This window comes from uncultured Sphingomonas sp. (assembly GCF_964237155.1).
Taxonomy (GTDB): Bacteria; Pseudomonadota; Alphaproteobacteria; order Sphingomonadales; family Sphingomonadaceae; genus Sphingomonas.
In genome coordinates this window covers 1-18,633 of the sequence record NZ_CAXSHH010000048.1, presented here as the reverse complement: position 1 = coordinate 18,633, position 18,633 = coordinate 1, and the positions used below count along the sequence as shown (strand labels likewise).

Genomic DNA, 18,633 nt, shown 5'->3' with positions numbered 1-18,633 from the left:
GAGGGGGGCCCTGTTCGACGCCGATCGGGGGTCCCTTTTGCACGCCGGTTGACACTCACCGTTCAGCTTTGCAAGTACGGCAGTTTTGCGTATCTAGTTCCCGAAAGGGAACTATGATGACTGATCGACATTATCGCGACGTTCCAGGATGCCCGGTCGAGGTGACGCTTGACCTAATAGACGGTCGCTGGAAGGGCGTTGTCCTGCATCATCTCTTGGAATCCGGATGCTTGCGGTTCAACGAACTGCACCGTCGCCTGCCGGGCATTACCCAGCGCCTTCTGACCAAGCAGCTTCGAGAGCTTGAAGGAGCGGGTCTGGTGGATCGAAAAATCTATGCCGAGGTCCCGCCTCGGGTTGAATATCGACTGACCGAGGAAGGAGAGAGCCTGCGACCTCTGATCAACCTTGCTGAGGCCTGGGGCAAGGGCCGCATGACAAGGAAGTCCACCGTGGGGTAGACCAGGCCCTGAGAAGCCGCATGGGAAGCCAGTGCGAGCGATGATGAGGCGGAGTTCGATGCGGATTCCGAGATTCGCGGTCGTCAAAATACGCTAGCATGGAGTATTGGCCGGGCGACCGCCGCCCGGCTCGACTCCACGCCTTAGTTCGCGAGGAAGGCTGCATGCTGCCCGCGCGGTCCAGGGGGTTCAAACCCTCGACCTGAACCTTGGCAACCTTGATGGTGCGGGTGGCCGGGGTCGAACCGGCACTCCTCTCGGAACTGGATTTTGAATCCAGCGCGTCTACCAATTCCACCACACCCGCATTGAGCCTCTTGGCTCCTATGTGGCTCCTAGCACAATTTCAGCCTGTTTGAAGCCATGATCTAAGCAGCAGCTAAACTGTTGTAAAACCTCATCTTCTCAGCTTACCGCGACAATCTTTCGCTTGGTAAACAAACCGCTTTTTGAGTCCGGCGCGTCTACCAATTCCACCACGCCCGCTTGAAGCGGCATGCGAACGAAGCGCGACCCGGTCACTCTCCGCCGATCCCATGCGGCACCTGGCGCGGCGATGCCATGGCTCGACGGCCTCGTCCAGAGACTTTTGATCCACCAAAGGTCGGTTCGTGCATCGCCCCGCTCCACTCGTCGGTCGCGCATGCCGTTCGACCCATCCTTCCTCAGCGGACCGCGTCGCCGTGCCGGCCGGCGCGCTGGGGCAGCACCAGGATGAGCGCCACGATAACGACGCCCAGCACCGCGGACGCGACAGGCCGACTGAAATCGAGACCTCCCTTGTCCACCGGCTTGTCGACGAAATCGCCGACCGCCGCGCCGAGCGGCCGCGTCAGGATGAAGGCCGCCCACAACAGCGGCACCCGGCTGACCGCCGTCCGGAAATACAGCACCGCCAGAACGGCCAGGCCGGCGGCGAACACGGCCGCCGCCCCCAGATAGCCGAGCCCGCCCGTATCGGCGAGCCAGTCGCCAAGCGCCGTCCCCAGCGTCTGCGAGAAGGTGATGGTCGACCAATAGAACAGCTCGGCCCGTCGATCGCGGATGTCATCGGCGTCGATCCGGCCCAGCGTCGCCCGCCAAGTCGCGAGCGAGGCGATCACCAGGCCGAGCAGCAGCAGCGAACCGCCGGTATAGCCGATGCCGAGCGAGCGGGTCGCGTAATCGGCCAAGGTCGTGCCGGCTGTCGTCGAGGCGATGATCGTCGCCCAATAGAGCGGCGGGCGGAACCGCCGCGCCGCCACCTGCGCCGCGACCAGGGCGAGCAGCAGCAGCATGAAGACGCCGGTCGCGGCAAGGTAGCCAAGGCCCACCGTCATGCTCAGCGTGTCGCCGCCGGTCTCGCCCAATGTGGTCGCCAGCACCTTGATGATCCAGAAGCCGAGGGTGACGGCCGGCACCTTGCCTTCGAGCGCGCGGCTAGTGCCCGCCATCGGGTGTTCCTCTCCCGCCTCCGCCATGTCGAGCGCGGCCAGGCCCGCGGCCGTAACACAGGGTAGGCGACGGGGCGATCCACGCGGTTGCGACCCGGCGGGGCATACCGTCAATTACGCGGAGGTTGCCGCCGGTAACTGAGCGCCTCGGCGATATGGATGCGCCCGACCGCGTCCGATCCCGCAAGATCGGCGACCGTCCGCGCGATGCGGAGCACGCGCGTATAGCCGCGCGCCGACAACCGCATCGCCTCAGCCGCTTGGGCGAGCAGGCGGCGGCCCGGCTCGTCGGGTGTCGCCACGGCCTCCAGCACCGGCCCGTCGGCCTCCGCGTTCGTGCGAGCCGCCTCATCCCTGAACCGTTCGCCCTGGATAGCCCGCGCGGCCGCCACCCGCCTCGCGACCTCCGCCGACCCTTCGGTTGGCGGCGGCAGCACAAGATCGGCGGCGGACACCGCGCGCACCTCCACATGCAGGTCGATGCGGTCGAGCAGCGGCCCCGACACCTTGGCCTGATAATCCGCCGCGCAGCGCGGCGCGCGCGCGCAGGCTAGGCTGGCGTCGCCCAGATGCCCGCACCGGCACGGATTCATCGCCGCGATCAGCTGTACGCGCGCCGGAAACGTCACATGCGCGTTCGCCCTGGCGACGCTGACCGTTCCCGATTCGAGCGGCTGGCGCAGCGAGTCGAGCGAGCCGCGCGCGAATTCGGGCAGCTCGTCGAGGAACAGCACGCCCAGATGCGCCAGGCTGACCTCGCCCGGCTTCACGCGCAGGCCCCTGTGGTTTTCCAAACTTTCTGACAATTGCCACCACCGAGTGGCAATATGACTAGTTTTGAGCCGGTTACAGTGCGGCTTGTGGGATCGCGTCCATCTGCGCGGCGTGCACCGCAGTTCAGACGGACACAGAGCACGTGGGGCTTTCTCGAAAGCGATGTCGGCCCGATCGGCTACGAGTCGAGCCTCGAGCGCGACTTCCTCTGCATGATGCTGGTCGACCCGCAGGTGCGCTTCATCGAACATCAACCGCTGCGGATCGACTTCGTGACGCAGGGGCGAACAAGGCTTAGGCATTACACGCCCGACTATCGGATCGAGCGCGACCTGACACAACCGTGGATTTGGGGCTTCCCAAAAGGCGGTTTCGGGCAAGCCGAACTTGTAGAGGTAAAGCCGAGATCACGCCTGCGCATCGGCGATCGCGGTGCCCTCGAGCGATACTCGGCGGGTCGGGCCTGGGCGTTGCAGCAGGGCGAGCAGTTTCGGATCATCACCGAGGACTTTATACGCGCAGTCTCGGTCGCCAACGCGGTCGATGTGCTCGCGTCGAAGCGCTGCCCGCTCCCGCCTTGGCTTATCCGTCAGCCGGTTCTCACCGCGCCAATGCAGCTTGGCGACATCGCTTATGCATGCTTGCTGTCTCCGGTCGACGCGCATGACCGCGTGCTGGCTTTCGTGGAAGCCGTCGAACGGCGCCAGCATCGGCTGGAGCGCGGGCCGCTCAGCGTCCAGCGCCTGAGCGACGGTCATGTCCTTGTGCTCGGGATGCGGATGCGTCGCCGCCCAGCGCCGGCACTCGGCCTCCAGCCAACCGTTCAGCTCCTCAAAGCTCGCGAACCGTAGCCGGGGCTGGAAGAAGCGGCCCCGGATCGTCTGCACCTGATGCTCGACCTGGCCCTTCTCCCAATCGCCGCGCGCGGCGTGGAGATCGGTGTGACAGACGCCGCAGGCCTCCGTCTTGACCAGGATCTGGCCGGGACCTGGCGTGGGCACGTTCAGCTCCCGCAGCACGAGCGGTTTGCCGAATGCCTCCACAATGGCGGCTTGCATCAGATCAGGCATGGAAGTTCCTTGGGTGCACGGAGCCGCAAAGCGTCGAAGCGGATACGGTCCGTCTGTCTACCCCTGCCGTCGTTGCGCGCTCAGCCTCGGAAATTACACAGTTGCGCAAGTGTCGCGGTCCGACACCTGGTAGCGCACGGCTGCGTTGCGCCGCCTCCGAAATCGCGCCAGTTCAGCACGTTCTCGCCATGGCCGGCTTGATGCCGTCACATCCGCATCGTGCCGGTTTCCATGAAGCGCTGATGCCACGATAATGCTTCGGACGGCAGCGTCGGTGTCTGTTGCCCATAGGATGATAGGCGCGCGCGACGGTAATAATCCTCAAGTGCGGACCGGTAGGTCGGGTGCGCGCATTTGGCGATGATCAGCTCAGCGCGCTGCTTGGGCGACAAGCCCCGCAGATCGGCGAGCCCCTGCTCGGTGACGATGATCTGAACGTCTTGATTGATGTGGTCGACATGCGAGGCTTGCGGCACGATCGCCGAGATGTTGCCCTCGCGCGCCGTCGAAGGCGTCATGAAAATCGAAACGTACGCGTTGCGGGCGAAATCGCCTGAGCCACCGATGCCGTTCTGAATGCGCGACCCCATGATGTGGGTCGAATTGACGTTCCCATAGATGTCTGCCTCGATCAGCCCGTTCATCGCAATGCAGCCCAGCCGTCGGATCAGTTCCGGGTGGTTGCTGATCTCCTGCGGGCGGAGGATGAGGCGGTCGCGGTAACGGCACAGATCGGCATTGAGCGCCGCCGCGGCTTCCGGACTGAGCGAAAAGGCCGTTGCCGACGCCATCCGCAGCTTCCCGCAAGCCAGGAGGTCGAGCATGCCGTCCTGGATCACCTCGGTATAGGCCGTCATGTCCTCGAACTCGCTTTCGACGAGCGCGCCCAGCATGGCGTTGGCGATGTTGCCGACCCCCGATTGGAGGGGAAGCAAGGCTGGTGGGAGCCGGCCGAGACGGACCTCGTGGCGCAGGAATTCGACCAGATGCCCGGCAATGGCCCGTGCGGCCGCGTCGGGCGATGCGAACGGCAGGTTGCGATCAGGCGCAGCCGTTTCGACTACGGCGATGACCTTATCCGGATCGCACCGGAAATATGCGTCGCCGATCCGATCATCGGGGCGGACGAGCGGAATGGGGACGCGATGCGGTGGCAGCGCCGTCCCGTAATAGATGTCGTGCATCCCTTCGAGTGCGGGGTTTTGCCAGCTGTTGACCTCGAGGATGATCTTGTCCGCGCGGTCGAGCCAGGTCTTGTTGTTACCGACCGACGACGACGGGATCAGCGATCCGTCCGCCCGGATGCCGGCCACCTCGATGAGCGCGATGTCGAGTGGCCCGAGAAAGCCCTGCCACGCCATCGGCGCGACCTGGCTCAGGTGCATGTCGAAATATTCCATCTCGCCGCGGTTGATCTTCTCCCTCGCGATCGGGTCGGAATTGTACGGCAGCCGGAACTCGATTCCGTCGGCTTTGGCCAGCGCACCGTCCAGTTCGGGCCCGGTCGAAGCGCCTGTCCAGATCTTCGCCTTGAACGGCCGCCCGGCCGCATGTTCGCGCTCGATCCTGGCGGCTAGCGCCAGCGGTACCGCCTTGGGGTAGCCCGAGCCGGTGAAGCCGCTCATTCCGACCGTCATGCCGTTGTCGATCAGGGCGGCCGCGTCGTCAGCGGACATGGTCCTGGCAGCTAGCCCGGGATGATGGATGCGATCACTTTTCATGCGAGTGGTCCTGTTTTCGATGCAGTGGCGCCTCTAGTTCGAGCTCCAGAAGCTTCATCCGATCGACGACCGAGAACAGAGCGGCCAACCAGCCAAACAGGAAGATCCCGTCAGCGCCTTCGATGGCCGATTAGGAGACTATCCCAAGGCAGTACGAGGTCGCCATACCCGACCGTTGCATTACGACGGTTTAGGGCAGCCGACTGGCCAGCCGCAGGCTCGGGAAACACGTACTTCGTCAGCCACGGGATGGAGAGGCGCACCAGGAATGGCACGGTTCTATGGGCGGCGAAGGGCGCGTGCTCCTGAAGAGATGACGACGATGAACACTATCACGGCGATGATCAGGTAGCTGGCTATTTGGTACCGCGAGGCATGAAATGAACCCACAGCCGGGAAAGTGGCGGCCCTTCCGGTATTGAGCAGCGCATGGAATATCACGGCCGCCAGGACGCTCTTTCGCGTCTTGTTGAACAGCCATGAGATCAAGATGCGCACCCCCACTGCACCCAACGCCCACCACGCCATGTCCGTAACGGTCGCTCCGATCGCGGCCATCGACGGCAGGTGAGCCAGCCACCACGGCGCAGCCAGAATAAGAGCGGCCCCAAGTGCTCCCCACCGTGATTGAAGAGGCTCGGTCGCATAGCCGGTCCAGCCGACCTCCTCGCCGACCGCTAGGGCGAGGAACATCGCGAACAGCAGCAGGGTCGTCGCGATATCGATGTCGGGAACATGCCCACCACCGGCGAGCTGAACGACGGCCCAGGTCAGCACATAGATGAGCGGGGCCAGCCCGAATGTGACGAAGAGCCACGATTTATCGCCGAGCAGACGTAGGTTGAACGCCTGTTTCAGGAAGGTGCCCGTCGCTCTCCGCCCACCCTCGCCGGCCGTGAGGATCAGAGCCGCCATCATCGGACGAAAGCGAGGCCGAGATCCGCAGCCGGGATTCTGGCGGATCCCACCACGCCAAGGGAGTGCCCCGCGAGTCCAAGCGGCACCGCGATGGCGAAGACGAGTATGAAGAACCTGAGCGGAGATCGAGCCGGTTCACCGTCGGGCTTCATGATGATCACTCCCCCGCCTCCAAGAAGCCCTTGGGGCATACCAGCCTCAGACATCAGCCCGCTTCGCCTTGTTCAGGGCCGTGACGCGTTTGACCTGAGCCGGGCTGCAGGATGCGAGTTCGGCCGTCTTCGCGATGCTCATCCCCGCTTCGCGCAGCGCGACGATGCGGCGGTGCTGCGCCTGGTCCGCCTTGCGCCCGGTGTACCGGCCTTCCCTCTTCGCGATCTCAATGCCCTGACGCTGCCGTTCGCGCCGGTCGTCGTAATCGTCGCGCGCGGTCTGGAGTGCCACGCGCAAAAGCATCTCCTGCACTGCCTCGAGCACGATGCGGGCCACGCCAGCGCTGCCCGCCACCAGTTCCGACAGGTCGATGATGCCCGGCACTGCGAGACGCGCGCCCTTGGCCCTGATTGCCGCGACCAAGCGCTCGGCTTCGGCTAGTGGGAGACGGCTGATCCGGTCAATCTTCTCCGCCACCACCACCTCGCCTGGCTGCAAGTCGTCGACCATGCGTAGTAGCTCGGGCCGGTCGGCGCGCGCACCCGACGCCTTCTCGCGGTAGACCGCGGCGACGTAGTAGCCCGCTGCACGCGCGCTGGCGACGATCGTCTCTTGGCGCGCGAGATCCTGCTCGTCTGTGCTGACGCGAAGATACACCCGCGCACCCCTGACCTCGCGCTCTTGGTAGCTGTTGCTCATCGCTCACCGGCTCTTTCGGGTACACCCTCTTTGGCTGAGCAGGACCGACGTAGCCAAGAACACGCATGAGCGAGTTCAAGTAGCCTAGCTAACGATGCCGATGCTATTTGGCTCGTCCACACCGGCAACGTCGGCCGTGCGGCTGAGCTCCGGCACGATGCGATAGATGGACGACCTCGCCACGCCGAGGCGCCGCGCGATGGCAGCAGGACCGAGCCTCTCTTCCTGATACAGACGCCTGACCTCGGCCGGGTCGATCGTCGCTGGCCGGCCCTTGTAGACACCCTTGGCTTTGGCCGCCGCGATGCCCTCCATCTGTCGCTCGCGGCGTAAGTTGGTCTCAAACTCGGCGAACACGCCCAGCATGTCGAGGAACGCCTTGCCCGCGGCGGTGCCCGTGTCGATCGGCTGCTCCGTCGCTTTCAGCGAAACGCCCCTGCCCTTCAGATCATGGACGATATCCTGCAGGTCCTTCATCGAGCGCGCGAGCCGGTCGATCCGGGTCACCACCAGCGTGTCGCCATCACGCAGGAACTCGAGCAGCAGATCGAGCTCGCTTCGCCCTTCCCGCTTGGTGCCGGTCTTCTTCTCCGACCGGATCACCTGGCAGCCGGCCGCGCGTAGTGCCTCCTGCTGGATCGTGAGGTCCTGATCGGTCGTCGACACCCGCGCATAGCCATATAGGGCCACTCTCGTTCCTATCTGTCCCGTATGGCTCTAGAGCAGCAGCTACTAACGTCCGATAATTCGTTAAGCAATCCTAAAAGGACGCGAATGACTGTCCCGGGTGGGTGTCCTGTTTAGGCATACCCTAAGGCGGCACAGCACAAATAAGGTAGGTAGCGCGGGGAAGAAGTGGACCGAAGGGCGTTAGGGTACTAAACACATTTCGGGACAGAATGAGCGTCGGGTCATGCAGTCGAGAGCGGTTAAAATCGTTGAGGGTGGTAAGCTGATCATCCCAGCTTCGTTCCGGCGCGAGCTAGAGATCGGCACAGGTGATACTGTTGTGATTGAGTTGGTTGATGGTGAGCTACGGGTCCGCTCGCGCAAAGCTGATCTGCGCCGCCTTCAGGACAGGGTGCGCCAGATCGGGAGGAGAGAAGGCGCGGAGCAGAGTGCTGCTGCAGACCAGACCAGCGACCTTGCTGCCGCGGAGATCGCCAATGGCTGACCGTCACATCCTGGACGCTTCGGCCGTTCTTTGCCTGCTTGACGATGAGCCGGGCGCTGACCGGATCGCCGCGGTGCTGGACAACGCGTCGATCAGCAGCGTCAGCGTTGCGCTGGTCGCGGCCGAGCTGACGCGGCGCGGCGCGGACCCGCAGGAGGTCGCTGCCGTGCTCCGCGAGCTCCACCTTACGGTGCTTCCATTCGGGTTTGAACAGGCGGTCGATGCCGGCACGTTCTGTTCAAGAGCTCGCGAGGAGGGAACGGATCTCGAGCAGTGGGCTTTGGCCGCAGTGGCCATGAAGCTCGGAGCTACCGCGTTCACCGCGGACCGGCATGATTTGAGCACGAGCAGTGGGGCGGAGGCAGCTGAAGTAAGCTGACCCATATTGGCCATTGACCGCAGCTTCGACGTTCCCCAAAGCCGGTCGTTGATTCAGGTGCGGCTAGACAGCTGGAGTTGGGCCGTTAGCGGACTGGCAGATTTCGGACGCACACAACCGCAAGCGGACGTTGGAAGACCCGAGTTTAATCGGCGCCGATCGTTTGACAACATCAGTTCAGCTGGTGCATCTCGCGAATAGCATCTTCGGGAAACAGCTGCGCCGCAATCACGGCTGCCCGCGCGGCCGCGACGTCGGGCACGAACAGGATGACCGCAAGGTCCTTCGCGGCGCGCGAACAGCATACGTAGAATAGTCGTCGCGTGCGATCGAGCACCGACTCTTCGCCCGCCGCGATCCGCGCGTCGTCATTATCGGACAGCGGCGTGAACCCGAGATATTTGCCGTAAGAATAGAGATTGTAGGCGGCTTCCTCGTCGTCGAGCACCACTAGCACTCGCTCGAACTGCGCGCCCTTCACGCCGTGATGCGTAGCGAAGGGCGACTCCTCCAACATGTAGCGGCGATGCGCCCAAAGCTCGCCGACGTCGCAGGCGAGGAACGCGGCGACATTGGCATAGCCCGATGACCCGTCATCGGCTGGCTCGGCCACGAAGTACGAGGCGAAGCGATCGTCGAAGCTCATGAGTTCGGTATCGCGGGCATGCTGCAAAACCTGCCGGATGGTCGATTGCGAACCGTCGGCAAGCAAGTTGCGTAGGGTATCGACCGCCTGCTGGAGAGCAGCGAGCACCGGCACGACCGGCTGGCCGCGCAGCCGATCGGCCTGAAGACGCGGACTCTCGGCGCGCAGGATCGACATGATCGTGAACTGGTCGGCATCCCGGGCGGCAATGATCATCGGCAGCAGATGCTGGGTAAAGGGGCGTAGCGGCCAAGCCGTCCCATCGGCAATGCCATCGCTCATGCTCTGCGGTGCGCCATCGTTGAGGGCCGCGTAGAGATTGGCAAATCCGAGCCGCCGCGCCGCCATGCGGTGGACCAGCACGAGCAGGCGCACATCACCGTCGCGCAAGTCGCTCAGCCAGGCCTGATCGTCCGTTTGTTCGGCAAGCCATGCGCGGACCGCGGCGAGCCGCTCGGAGCGCTGGTTATCAGCGGGCAGGATGAAAATGTTGGCGGTGCCCTCAACCGGTTGTTCAACATCGTCGATGACGACGGTTCGGCCCCGTATTTGCGCCAGCCCATCGCCGGGGGCGCGGATCGCATTGATCACGCTAAGCACCGAGGTTGGACAGCGGAAATTCTCGGGCTTGGTGATGTCGGCCCAACCTTCATTCAGCGCGATCGCCCCAGCCCCGGCACCATAGATCTTCTGCATCGGATCGCCGAAGAACCCGACGCACAGCGGCTCCTCACCGGCGATCTGACGCAGCGCCTCGATAACCGCCGGCTGGGTATCCTGGCTCTCGTCGACGAAGATGTAGGGGAAGCGGCGGGCCACGATCCGGCGCAGCAGCGGGTGAGCGGTGACGCAGGCCGGCGTCAGCCGCAAAATGTCGTCATGCCCGAGAATGCCTTCGGCATAGCGGCTGCCGGTCTCATAGGTGAATTTCTCGACGTGCCCGATCGCCTCGCGCTCGACCTTTAGATCGGCAATCTCCTGCTCGAGGCGGACCCTGGTCGCGGCCCGCGTGCCGGGCCGTGCATGCCGCTCCTGCCGCTCGCCGATCTTTTCGTCGATCCGCGCGACGACCCACGCCGCAATGTCGGTCTGGAACGGGCGGATGATCGACCATAGGAAGCTGTGGATCGTCGAGACATGGAACAGTGGGGACACGCCGACATCGTGCGAGATTTCGCCCACCGCTACTTCGGTAAATGTGATGCAGGCGATCTGTTGCCCGGCGCGCCGCAGCACTGGCCCGCGCGTTTCGCCGAGGTGCGCCAACGCCTTAATCAGCGACGTCGTCTTGCCCGAGCCGGCACCCGCCACCATGACGAACGAGCGCGTTTCCCCCAGACAGTCGCGGACCTCGAGGTCGGCCGGCGTGTCAGGACTGCCAATACGGCTGGTCATGCGGCGATTACCGGGTTGGCGGCATCGCCAGTGCCCGCGTCCCCGCCGCCACCTTCGTCTCCGTCTCCGCCCTCTCCGTTCCGGGCATCGCCGTGACCCGGATCGCCTGCGGGGAGCGGCGCAATCTCATTCTCAAGCCAGCGCAGACCATTGGCGATGTAGGCCGGGACCGTCCACTGCATCGGATTCTCGGCGAGCAATGCGAGCGCGAAGTCGGTCTTCTTGAAGCTCTTGGCCTGTACCCGTCGGTGGATGCGCCGCACCATTTCGGTCAAAGCCTTGTCGCCCGACCTCGGAATTCGCAGTTGCAACGATTTGCGTGCTACGTCCTGGCACCAGACGAGGTTCTCGAGCGCAAAGGCTTCTTCGAGCGTCCGCCCGGCGAGCGCCAAGGTTTCCTCGCCCCAGGTCACATTGGTGCGGCACTGATAGGCGACGCGCACCAGCGCCTCATTGTCATTGGCCCTAGGCTGGGTGCAGTCGTCGTCCGTTGCGGCCCATAGCGCATCGACGGTGCCGCACCGGGGCAACCATTGTAGCAGGGTCTGGTTGGACGTCGTCGCGCCGGGATGCCCTGCGATGCACACTTTGCCGGGTTTCCCGGCAGCACCGGGTGCCGGCTCGGCTTCGTTCTCGTCCTCGTCTTCTTCTTCCGCCTGTTCCTCGGCACCGGCTTCGATCGGGACATCGCCTTCATCCAGAGCGGGCGGCGCCATTGCCTCGTTCCCGCCAGCTGCGCCGGCCTCACTGGCGTCGGCCTCCTGGCCAAGGTCAGGCAATGGCGCGGGAAAGACGCTGTCGAGATCGGTGATGACTAGCGCCGTCAGCCCCAGAAACTCGATCAGCGCTTTGAAGCGATAGCCAAAGGCACCGCCGATCTCGAGCACGGTCAGATAGGTCGATTGCAGCCGCGGCGCGGCATTCGCGATCATCTGCGGCAACAGCAGCCGCTCGACATTGCCTTCCACCAGCACCGTCGCGTCGGCGAAGAACAGGTCGCAATGGGTCAGCCGGAGATAGCGTTCGAGAAACGTCCGAATGTTCGGATCGGTGTGGTCATAAAAGTTCGACAGGTTGAGCACATTGGACGTCGATACGGCCTCGGATCGGCTGCGCCGGAAATAGCGGATGGGCCGGAATCCGCGTTCGTAGAGGATGTGGGTGGAGTGGGTCGTGACGACCACCTGGCTAGTGTAGTGGACTTGGTCCTCCTCGCCGAGCTTGAGGATATCCATGACCTTGCGGATAAATGCCTGCTGAAGCTGGGCATGGAGATGCGCTTCGGGCTCCTCGATGAAGATGAGATGTACCGGCGGGCGGTTGTCCTCGATGCCCAGCCACTGCGCGTGGATGTCGAGCAGCTCGACGACCATAAAGATCAGATTCTTGAACCCAAGCCCGTTGTAGTTATCGGGCAGCGTCGGCGGTTCGGCCGCTCCATCGTCGGGGCCGAGCGCATAATGGACGCGCGCGCCGTCGCGGCTGCTCATGATCGATTCTGGGTCGAGCGCGGAGCGGATCATCAGCCGCGGATTGGCGAGGCCGGGATAGCCAAGCTGGGCGAGGCTGAGCAGCGTTGGCGCGAAGACGCGTTCGAGATGCTCGTTGAGCAGCACTTCGGACTCGGCCAGTGCGCGAAGCGCAGCAAGATCCTCGCCGCGTTGCTCGAGGTTGCGATCATAGAAGCGGCTGAGCACCCGTGACAGATTTTCGGCGCGTGCGCTGCCCGGCAAGTCGGACAAATGCCGCTGGGCATGGAGGAAGTCTATGCGCAGCAGACCTTCGAGAATCTTGGCACCGGTCCGGTCGCGCCCGGTCAGCTGTTTGGGCTGATAGCCCTCCTCGGCGACCATGGCGGCATCGAACCGCCTCGGATCGAGCACAAAGTGACTGAGCGCATATTCGTCGTTGAGCTTGTCGCGCAGATACTCCTGCAGGTTGCGCGGCGAAGGATCGAATGCAAGCGGCTCGCCTTCCGGCGGTGCCATGGCATCGAGCGCGCGCTGCCGTGCTTCGGCGTAGCGGACGCGTGTCGCGTCAGAATCGACCGGTGCGAAGACAACGCGCATCCCGACCAGCGCGCCTTCCCAGGCAAGGCTTGGCAGCAAATCGACGATGCGGTGGATGTCGTCGGCGCCGATCTCCAACCAGATGTCGATCTCAATGGACGGAAGGGTGGCGCCTATCTCGCCCTCGCCAAACGCCACAATCTGCGGCCATTGGTCGACGCTGAAGTCATGGACGCTGAACTTGCCTCGGCCGGTGAACAGCTGAAGTGCATGACCGACAGAAGTCTTGCCGCTGTTGTTCGCGCCGACGAAGATCGAAATATCGGACGCAAGGTCGATCACGACATTGCTCAGTCGGCGGAAATTCCGGACAGCCAGCTTCTTCAGATGCATTTCGCCTCCCCCGTGCAGATCGCAGCCAAGCGCTCATGCGCGGCGACGATCAAGACATAGCTACTAATCCGAATTTGCAAAACAAACGAGCGTACAGCACAGCCACCGGCTGCCTTCGTTGAGTCAGTAGAACGTCCGGATTTACGGTCTACTTTTGCGAGTTTTGCGAGGTCTCTTACCGAGCCAGTTCCTGATCGGCGGTTGTCGGCGACTTATAACAAGAACGGACGTTCGGTCTTCCGGCGGTGCCGCGCTGCCCCACCCAGAGCTCGAGAAGCATCGACAGTTCAAAACGGATTATGGGCTGACTGTTCATCGGCAATCCTTTGGCGCTCGGCGTCGTTCAATCCAAATAAGTCGCCCACCACTGTATCGATAGCCTCGGCATCGCTCCCGATCATCGTCGTAAACATGCTCCGCTTGCTGGCGGTCGCCGCGGTCAGCCCGGAAAGGTTCGCCGACATCCGTTTGGCAAGTGCAGAAAGGCGTTCTGCTTGCCCCGGAGAAACCTCCGGCAACGGTAGTCGGTCAACGTTCGCCTTCTTGACCTCCGCCAGAGCCTCGCCGGCCTCGGGATTGAGGGTCTGATAATACCAGTTCATCGTACGGGAATTGAGGATTGCCGCCACCGCGTCCAAGCTTGTCGTCGGGTCACGAGGAACCAGGACGTGCATGTTGTTCATACACAGGAACTGCCGATCATCAATCGCGGCAACTAAACTGTCACCTGTCTGTCGCATTAAAATCTTCGCGGGAGCATCAAATCCCGCCGACAGTCGGGGCTCAGCAAGCCACTCCCCATATCTGATGTATCGCTTCTCTAGGGGATTCACGACGTAACGCCTGATGTCACCGCCACGGAGATAACGCCTGTATTCCGGAGTGATCCTAGCGGAAGCATCGAATACCCTGTCTTTGACTATCTTCGCCGACTGCTTGGGCCGACCCTTTCCCGTCTGATATGGTTTCATTCCGACGCTCGTGCGAAACAACATGCTCAGGTCTTTGCCGGCCGACCGCATCTTGGCGGCGAGGGCTCGCCCGCTTTCATCAAGGAATATGTTAATGGGTAGCGCTGCGCTCCCAAGCCAGGAGTCCTGCTCGTGAACGATGCGAGTCGCACGCGTTAGATCGATACGCTCGTCGGGAGCTATCTCATCGATAACGAACGCGAGCGGCTTGTGCCGCCTGCCGCTTGCACGCTCCAGAATCACTATCTCCGTGTCGACGGTAGCCTTGGCCCGGCGAAACACCGGGAAGGTGAAATGGACTATCTCGTGAACCTTGCCTGTCTCAAACACCTTTTGACGAGTTTTGTCCTGGCGCAGATTGGTCAACCAAGGATTCGGAATAATCATGCCCAAGTAGCCTCCCTTCCTGAGAAGGCTGTCGAGAGACTGCTCTAAAAGATCAGATAGGTGTCGAGCTGGTAGCTTTGCCAGCGAAAGTGGCTCTCAAGATATCGCTTCTCCTCGGGAAGGAGAGTGGCTCCGTAGGGTGGGTTTCCGACGATCGCGTCAAAGCCGCCGGTCTGGAAGACGGAGGGGTAAGCCTTCTGCCATGAGAAGACGTTGATCTTGTGGAGTTGCTCCTGCGTCAGAGTACTCGGGTCGAAAAGACCGTAGAAGTCGGGGGCTATGAGGCTGTTGCCACACTTAACCGTTGAGCCCAGATCAGGCAGGACCCGCTCGTTCTCTAAGAAGTTGATCTGTGCCGCGACGTGATCGCTCGACTCGCCCTCCAGCACCTTCAGCAGCAACGAGAGTTTCGTGACCTCCACGGCCTGGGGATCGACATCGACGCCGTAGACATGTGTGGTGAGGATCCTCTTGCGCTCCGCGATGGTAAGACGCCAATCGCCAGACGCCGCGCGGAAGATACGCGGGCGCGCGCCGCGCGCCGCCTTGTCCGGCCCAGCCTCAACGTACTTGAGTAGATGCCAGTCGAGCAACGCCTGATAGACCTCGATAAGGAACGAGCCCGAACCACAGGCCGGATCCACGATCCGGATGGGGGAAGTGCCCGCCTTCTCGCCGGATACGTCAGCCGGCATTTTCCCGTGGAGCAGCGGCTCCAGCACCGCTCGCACTATGTGACGCACTACAAACGAGGGCGTGTAGTAAACGCCACCGGCCTTCTTGACATCGGGCTTGTCGTCGATTTCGAGTGAACGGCCGGCGACCTTGATCGTCTTGCCAAGGAACCTTTCGTAAACCTGACCGAGAATGTCGGCGGGGATGACCGAAAACTCGTATGGGCTCTGAGGAGGGTAGAGGCTTTCGACTATTTCGCGCAACGGCGCGTCATCCAGCGCGAGCGACAGGGTGGTCGTGTCGAGTGTGTCTGCAACCCCGTCCTTGACATTAAAGTGGAAGAGACCCGAGTTGTAGCGTTTGTCGGCCTGGATGAAGAGCTTGGCCAGATTGGCATAGACGCCCTTGCCTGAGGCTGCGTGCTTTAACCGCCCGTACGGTTCGATGCCGCGATCTTCGGCGATACGCAGGAACACGATACGATCAATCGTCTTTTGGACGGCGTCACTCAGATCATAGGTATCCAGCCCACCATTCCGGCGCCGGAAGGCCCGGGCGAGCCGGTCCCGCCAGCCCTCTATTTGGTCAAGGAAGTCATCGTCGACAGTTGCAACACCCTTTCTGACCCTCTCGTCGGAAGCGAAGCGATCAAAGGCGCCCTTGTGGATGGCTTCCAAAGAAAAGATCGAGGAGAGTTCACCCCAGCGCTCCTGCAGTTCGGTATAAGGGATGCAGAGGATCCGAGCGACGCTGGCTTTATCGCCGGTCACCGGTTTAACCCTACAGTCGTATACCGCCAAATGCTCAAAGTTCGTGAGAATGGAAAGCGGAAGTTTGGCGCTCCAAGCATAGCGACGGAGCTGCAGCGCTGCATCGGGGTCCTTCGTCACATCTACGGACGGCTTCTTTGCTTCGAGAAAGAACTTGCGAGTGCCACCGATGCGGAAGGAGTAGTCGGGCGCCTTGGAACTCTTGCCCACCTTAAGGCGGTCCTCGTGCACCACATGCTTGTACGCCTCAGCGAAACCTCCCGCGTTCCCAACGTCCCACCCGAGCAGCTCAAACAGCGGGTCAATAAACTCTCGCCTGGTTTGCGTCTCGTTGTATCCGGGCTTTTTGTAGCTCGAGATATTGTCACGGAAACGTCCGATCAATTCCGCGAGCAGACTCTCAACTTCGCTCACGATTTTCAGTCCCGTTAAACCTGAGACGACCTTAGGCTCCGCCGGAAAGGGGAGCAACCCGCTCACCATTACCGCCGAAAGATGCCGCGGGCAGCCGATCCGATCCCACCACGCGGGCGCCTGTGGTCGCCCAAGGACCGGTCGACCCGCTCGCCCCCTACTTTGAGCAGGATGAACGAATGGCAGGTTTCCGGATCGCGCTTGGCCAAGCAGAATGACTGGGATTGAGGCGCGTGGATGTCGGCAGCGATGGATGAACGAAGGGCCGCTTAGGCAATCTAAGCGCCATATAACGGCGGGCCGCTCTCCACCAAATTGAGCCACGGGTCAGGCTGACCTAGGCCAGCAATATACGGCTGCCCCCAACATGGCGAAACGCCCGCTCGCGGCAGGTGAGCAGGATTACCTGCATCCGCTCCGCCGCGTTCGTCAGGATGTCCGTCATGTTCTCTAGCCGACCGTCGTCGGAATAAACGAGCGGATCGTCCAGGATCAGCGAGACGGGCTCACCCTTGTCGAGCAGCATGTCTGCGAACGCCAATCGGGTGAGTACGGCCAACTGCTCCTGAGTACCGCGGCTGAGATCACCGCAATACGTCGCCGGCGACCACTACATGCGCCGCATCGCGTTCGCGAGCGAGCGCGCCGATCCTGTCGATCGCGTCGAAGAGTGCCTCGTGCAGTGCCGTCCTGACCTCCTGGGGCAAGCGGCCGAACGGCTTGCCCAGTTGCCAATCGGCCGTGTGGATCAGGCGCGGCATGTCCACGCCCCGTCTTTCGCACGCACTCGCGTCATTGATCCCTGCCCCTTCACCGCTTCGAACGATACGGGAACAACGCTGAGATGCAACGGCTTAGGGCAAGACGGATGAAGGTCCCTGGCGGCAGGGATCGCGCCTCCGCGCGGACCACTTTCGCCTTTGCAGATCTTCAGGCGCTGCACGCCTAGCAGGTCGAAGTCGTCGCGCACGCCGGTTACGCTCACGCGTCTGCCGACCAGTCGCCAAGCGTGGGTCGGCGCGTCCAGGCGCCACTCACCTCCGCCGTCGACGCGCAGGATCAGCGTCGGTCCATCCCGAAAGAGTAGGCCGGTCAGCTCGTGACGGGTACCGCGCGGCATATCGCTCAGTCCTCCACGTCGAGGTGCGGCAGAAGCGCGAGCCGGAGGTCTTCATCCTCCGGGTAGAGCACCAGCCATCCCGCTTCGTGCCAATCCGAATGCCGTCTCCAGGCCGCGTAGGCGATCTCCTCCGTCACGATGATGCCTTCGGCCTCGAGCGCGTCCACTAAGCGGCTCACATTATCGCGGGCCGCGATACGTCGAGCGACCTCCACCCTATCCGGCTTCAGATGAGCGATGCGAGGTTCGCGCCTGCGGCCGGTGTCGTTCACCTCGGCAATCCGTGCTCGTCGTAGAGCAGCTCGCCGTAATTGATGAGGGGCAGCTTCAGATGCCGCCTGACTCGCTTCGCATCGTCTAGGATCTGCTCGGCGGTAGGCCGCCTCCTTGCCGCCCGTGCGAATGCCAACTCCCGACGCAACGCGCCAATGATGACCTCAGCTTCGGTCCGCCCAGTCAGGACGACGATTTGCCCGATGAGCATCGTCGCTTCCGAAGACCCGACGTCGCTGACCACGCGGTGTTCCTTTGCGAACTCCGGCTGGAGGGCAACCGTACGCGTATGCACCTGATCGGCAAAACCGACCAGTAGCGACGGGAGGCGACGGAGGACCCTGGGTGTTGTAGCATCACCTCGCGGGCCTGCGCGGGCGACACTCGCCTCAACAGGGTTTGCGGAATGAAAGCACGAGTCGGGAGGGAGCTGAGATGGCCGAGCGTTACAAGCCAATCGCCGAAACGACGACGAGCACCTCAGCAATTACCGAGCCCGTGGACTCCCGTCGCGCAACCGGCCCTCACTGGCGGATCGCCGGACGGACGGAAGACTTGGACGCAGAGACGCTAGCGCTGATCAGGGCCGTGAAGCCTGGCCGGCGGTCCATCGAGGCGGAGAGACAACTCAGGCGCACCGAGCGGGATCGATGATCCCGCTCGGTGCATGCACGCCGTCTGACATGGATGCATCCAGCTTGTGCGACGATCCACCGCGGCGGCCTTCCAATCCGCCGGAAAGTGTGTCAACCGGCGTGCAAAAGGGACCCCCGATCGGCGTCGAACAGGGCCCCCCTC

Annotated in this window: 17 protein-coding genes, 1 tRNA gene and 3 pseudogenes; 4 read left to right on the top strand and 17 right to left on the bottom strand. The window is 62.8% G+C overall.

Annotation, left to right across the window (positions count from 1 at the left end; translation table 11 throughout):
* Positions 1-116 precede the first annotated feature (116 nt).
* On the top strand, positions 117-461 hold the full coding sequence (locus ACFE71_RS10925) for a winged helix-turn-helix transcriptional regulator (RefSeq protein ID WP_375428819.1): 345 nt from the start codon (positions 117-119) through the stop codon (positions 459-461).
* A gap of 222 nt (positions 462-683) precedes the next feature.
* Here the strand turns inward: ACFE71_RS10925 and ACFE71_RS10920 are convergent.
* The 3 genes and pseudogenes from ACFE71_RS10920 to ACFE71_RS10910 form a co-directional block, all read right to left on the bottom strand.
* A tRNA-Leu gene (locus tag ACFE71_RS10920) sits at positions 684-768 on the bottom strand.
* A gap of 358 nt (positions 769-1,126) precedes the next feature.
* Positions 1,127-1,894 (bottom strand): hypothetical protein, encoded by a 768-nt coding sequence (locus ACFE71_RS10915; RefSeq protein ID WP_375428818.1) that lies wholly within the window; start codon positions 1,892-1,894, stop codon positions 1,127-1,129.
* 110 nt (positions 1,895-2,004) lie between these two features.
* Positions 2,005-2,673: pseudogene (locus tag ACFE71_RS10910) on the bottom strand (ATP-binding protein); the annotation flags it as partial.
* A gap of 48 nt (positions 2,674-2,721) precedes the next feature.
* Between ACFE71_RS10910 and ACFE71_RS10905 the strand changes: the two are divergent.
* Positions 2,722-3,114: pseudogene (locus ACFE71_RS10905) on the top strand (hypothetical protein); the annotation flags it as partial.
* 225 nt (positions 3,115-3,339) lie between these two features.
* On the opposite strand, the pseudogene ACFE71_RS10900 reads toward ACFE71_RS10905, so the two are convergent.
* The 5 genes and pseudogenes from ACFE71_RS10900 to ACFE71_RS10880 form a co-directional block, all read right to left on the bottom strand.
* A pseudogene (locus ACFE71_RS10900) lies at positions 3,340-3,738 on the bottom strand (alcohol dehydrogenase catalytic domain-containing protein); the annotation flags it as partial.
* A 206-nt stretch (positions 3,739-3,944) separates the two neighbouring features.
* A complete protein-coding gene (locus ACFE71_RS10895) occupies positions 3,945-5,459 on the bottom strand; it encodes an acetyl-CoA hydrolase/transferase family protein (protein ID WP_375428817.1) in 1,515 nt (504 codons plus the stop codon).
* A gap of 279 nt (positions 5,460-5,738) precedes the next feature.
* Positions 5,739-6,377, bottom strand: a complete 639-nt coding sequence (locus tag ACFE71_RS10890; protein ID WP_375428816.1) for a type II CAAX prenyl endopeptidase Rce1 family protein — start codon at positions 6,375-6,377, stop codon at positions 5,739-5,741.
* A gap of 198 nt (positions 6,378-6,575) precedes the next feature.
* Positions 6,576-7,229 (bottom strand): recombinase family protein, encoded by a 654-nt coding sequence (locus ACFE71_RS10885; RefSeq protein WP_375428815.1) that lies wholly within the window; start codon positions 7,227-7,229, stop codon positions 6,576-6,578.
* An 84-nt stretch (positions 7,230-7,313) separates the two neighbouring features.
* Positions 7,314-7,919 carry a recombinase family protein gene (locus tag ACFE71_RS10880; protein ID WP_375428814.1) on the bottom strand — a complete coding sequence of 202 codons (606 nt, stop codon included), beginning with the start codon at positions 7,917-7,919 and terminating at the stop codon, positions 7,314-7,316.
* 223 nt (positions 7,920-8,142) lie between these two features.
* Between ACFE71_RS10880 and ACFE71_RS10875 the strand changes: the two genes are divergently transcribed.
* Together ACFE71_RS10875 and ACFE71_RS10870 are read left to right on the top strand one after the other, a co-directional pair.
* The gene (locus ACFE71_RS10875) at positions 8,143-8,403 is read left to right on the top strand and encodes an AbrB/MazE/SpoVT family DNA-binding domain-containing protein (protein WP_375428813.1); all 261 of its coding nucleotides are present in this window, start codon (positions 8,143-8,145) and stop codon (positions 8,401-8,403) included.
* Positions 8,396-8,782 carry a PIN domain-containing protein gene (locus tag ACFE71_RS10870; RefSeq protein ID WP_375428812.1) on the top strand — a complete coding sequence of 129 codons (387 nt, stop codon included), beginning with the start codon at positions 8,396-8,398 and terminating at the stop codon, positions 8,780-8,782. Before ACFE71_RS10875 ends, ACFE71_RS10870 begins: the two co-directional genes overlap by 8 nt.
* 172 nt (positions 8,783-8,954) lie before the next feature.
* Here ACFE71_RS10870 and ACFE71_RS10865 read toward each other — a convergent pair whose 3' ends face one another.
* From ACFE71_RS10865 to ACFE71_RS10825, 9 genes are all read right to left on the bottom strand, one after another.
* Entirely contained in the window at positions 8,955-10,823 is a 1,869-nt protein-coding gene (locus tag ACFE71_RS10865) for a UvrD-helicase domain-containing protein (protein WP_375428811.1), read from the bottom strand.
* A complete protein-coding gene (locus ACFE71_RS10860) occupies positions 10,820-13,225 on the bottom strand; it encodes an ATP-dependent endonuclease (protein ID WP_375428810.1) in 2,406 nt (801 codons plus the stop codon). The genes ACFE71_RS10865 and ACFE71_RS10860 overlap by 4 nt, the downstream gene beginning before the upstream one ends.
* A 287-nt stretch (positions 13,226-13,512) precedes the next feature.
* The gene (locus tag ACFE71_RS10855) at positions 13,513-14,667 is read right to left on the bottom strand and encodes a TaqI-like C-terminal specificity domain-containing protein (RefSeq protein WP_375428820.1); all 1,155 of its coding nucleotides are present in this window, start codon (positions 14,665-14,667) and stop codon (positions 13,513-13,515) included.
* Entirely contained in the window at positions 14,628-16,442 is a 1,815-nt protein-coding gene (locus ACFE71_RS10850; protein WP_375428809.1) for an Eco57I restriction-modification methylase domain-containing protein, read from the bottom strand. The genes ACFE71_RS10855 and ACFE71_RS10850 overlap by 40 nt, the downstream gene beginning before the upstream one ends.
* A gap of 337 nt (positions 16,443-16,779) precedes the next feature.
* Positions 16,780-17,001 (bottom strand): ATP-binding protein, encoded by a 222-nt coding sequence (locus tag ACFE71_RS10845; protein ID WP_375428808.1) that lies wholly within the window; start codon positions 16,999-17,001, stop codon positions 16,780-16,782.
* A 25-nt stretch (positions 17,002-17,026) separates the two neighbouring features.
* Complete coding sequence (locus ACFE71_RS10840) at positions 17,027-17,203, bottom strand: hypothetical protein (RefSeq protein ID WP_375428807.1); 177 nt, start codon at positions 17,201-17,203, stop codon at positions 17,027-17,029.
* Positions 17,191-17,562 carry a DUF5818 domain-containing protein gene (locus tag ACFE71_RS10835; protein WP_375428806.1) on the bottom strand — a complete coding sequence of 124 codons (372 nt, stop codon included), beginning with the start codon at positions 17,560-17,562 and terminating at the stop codon, positions 17,191-17,193. Before ACFE71_RS10835 ends, ACFE71_RS10840 begins: the two co-directional genes overlap by 13 nt.
* A 5-nt stretch (positions 17,563-17,567) precedes the next feature.
* Positions 17,568-17,834, bottom strand: coding sequence for a hypothetical protein (locus tag ACFE71_RS10830; protein WP_375428805.1), 267 nt, complete (start codon positions 17,832-17,834; stop codon positions 17,568-17,570).
* Positions 17,831-18,079 carry a type II toxin-antitoxin system VapB family antitoxin gene (locus ACFE71_RS10825; protein ID WP_375428804.1) on the bottom strand — a complete coding sequence of 83 codons (249 nt, stop codon included), beginning with the start codon at positions 18,077-18,079 and terminating at the stop codon, positions 17,831-17,833. The genes ACFE71_RS10830 and ACFE71_RS10825 overlap by 4 nt, the downstream gene beginning before the upstream one ends.
* Between the last annotated feature and the right edge of the window lie 554 nt (positions 18,080-18,633).

Coding starts and splice junctions, on each gene's coding strand:
- ACFE71_RS10875 (WP_375428813.1), top strand. CDS start 8,143: ATGCAGTCGAGAGCGGTTAAAATCGTTGAGGGTGGTAAGCTGATCATC.
- ACFE71_RS10890 (WP_375428816.1), bottom strand. CDS start 6,377: ATGATGGCGGCTCTGATCCTCACGGCCGGCGAGGGTGGGCGGAGAGCG.
- ACFE71_RS10840 (WP_375428807.1), bottom strand. CDS start 17,203: ATGCCGCGCCTGATCCACACGGCCGATTGGCAACTGGGCAAGCCGTTC.
- ACFE71_RS10865 (WP_375428811.1), bottom strand. CDS start 10,823: ATGACCAGCCGTATTGGCAGTCCTGACACGCCGGCCGACCTCGAGGTC.
- ACFE71_RS10835 (WP_375428806.1), bottom strand. CDS start 17,562: ATGCCGCGCGGTACCCGTCACGAGCTGACCGGCCTACTCTTTCGGGAT.
- ACFE71_RS10895 (WP_375428817.1), bottom strand. CDS start 5,459: ATGAAAAGTGATCGCATCCATCATCCCGGGCTAGCTGCCAGGACCATG.
- ACFE71_RS10885 (WP_375428815.1), bottom strand. CDS start 7,229: ATGAGCAACAGCTACCAAGAGCGCGAGGTCAGGGGTGCGCGGGTGTAT.
- ACFE71_RS10915 (WP_375428818.1), bottom strand. CDS start 1,894: ATGGCGGGCACTAGCCGCGCGCTCGAAGGCAAGGTGCCGGCCGTCACC.
- ACFE71_RS10860 (WP_375428810.1), bottom strand. CDS start 13,225: ATGCATCTGAAGAAGCTGGCTGTCCGGAATTTCCGCCGACTGAGCAAT.
- ACFE71_RS10870 (WP_375428812.1), top strand. CDS start 8,396: ATGGCTGACCGTCACATCCTGGACGCTTCGGCCGTTCTTTGCCTGCTT.
- ACFE71_RS10925 (WP_375428819.1), top strand. CDS start 117: ATGACTGATCGACATTATCGCGACGTTCCAGGATGCCCGGTCGAGGTG.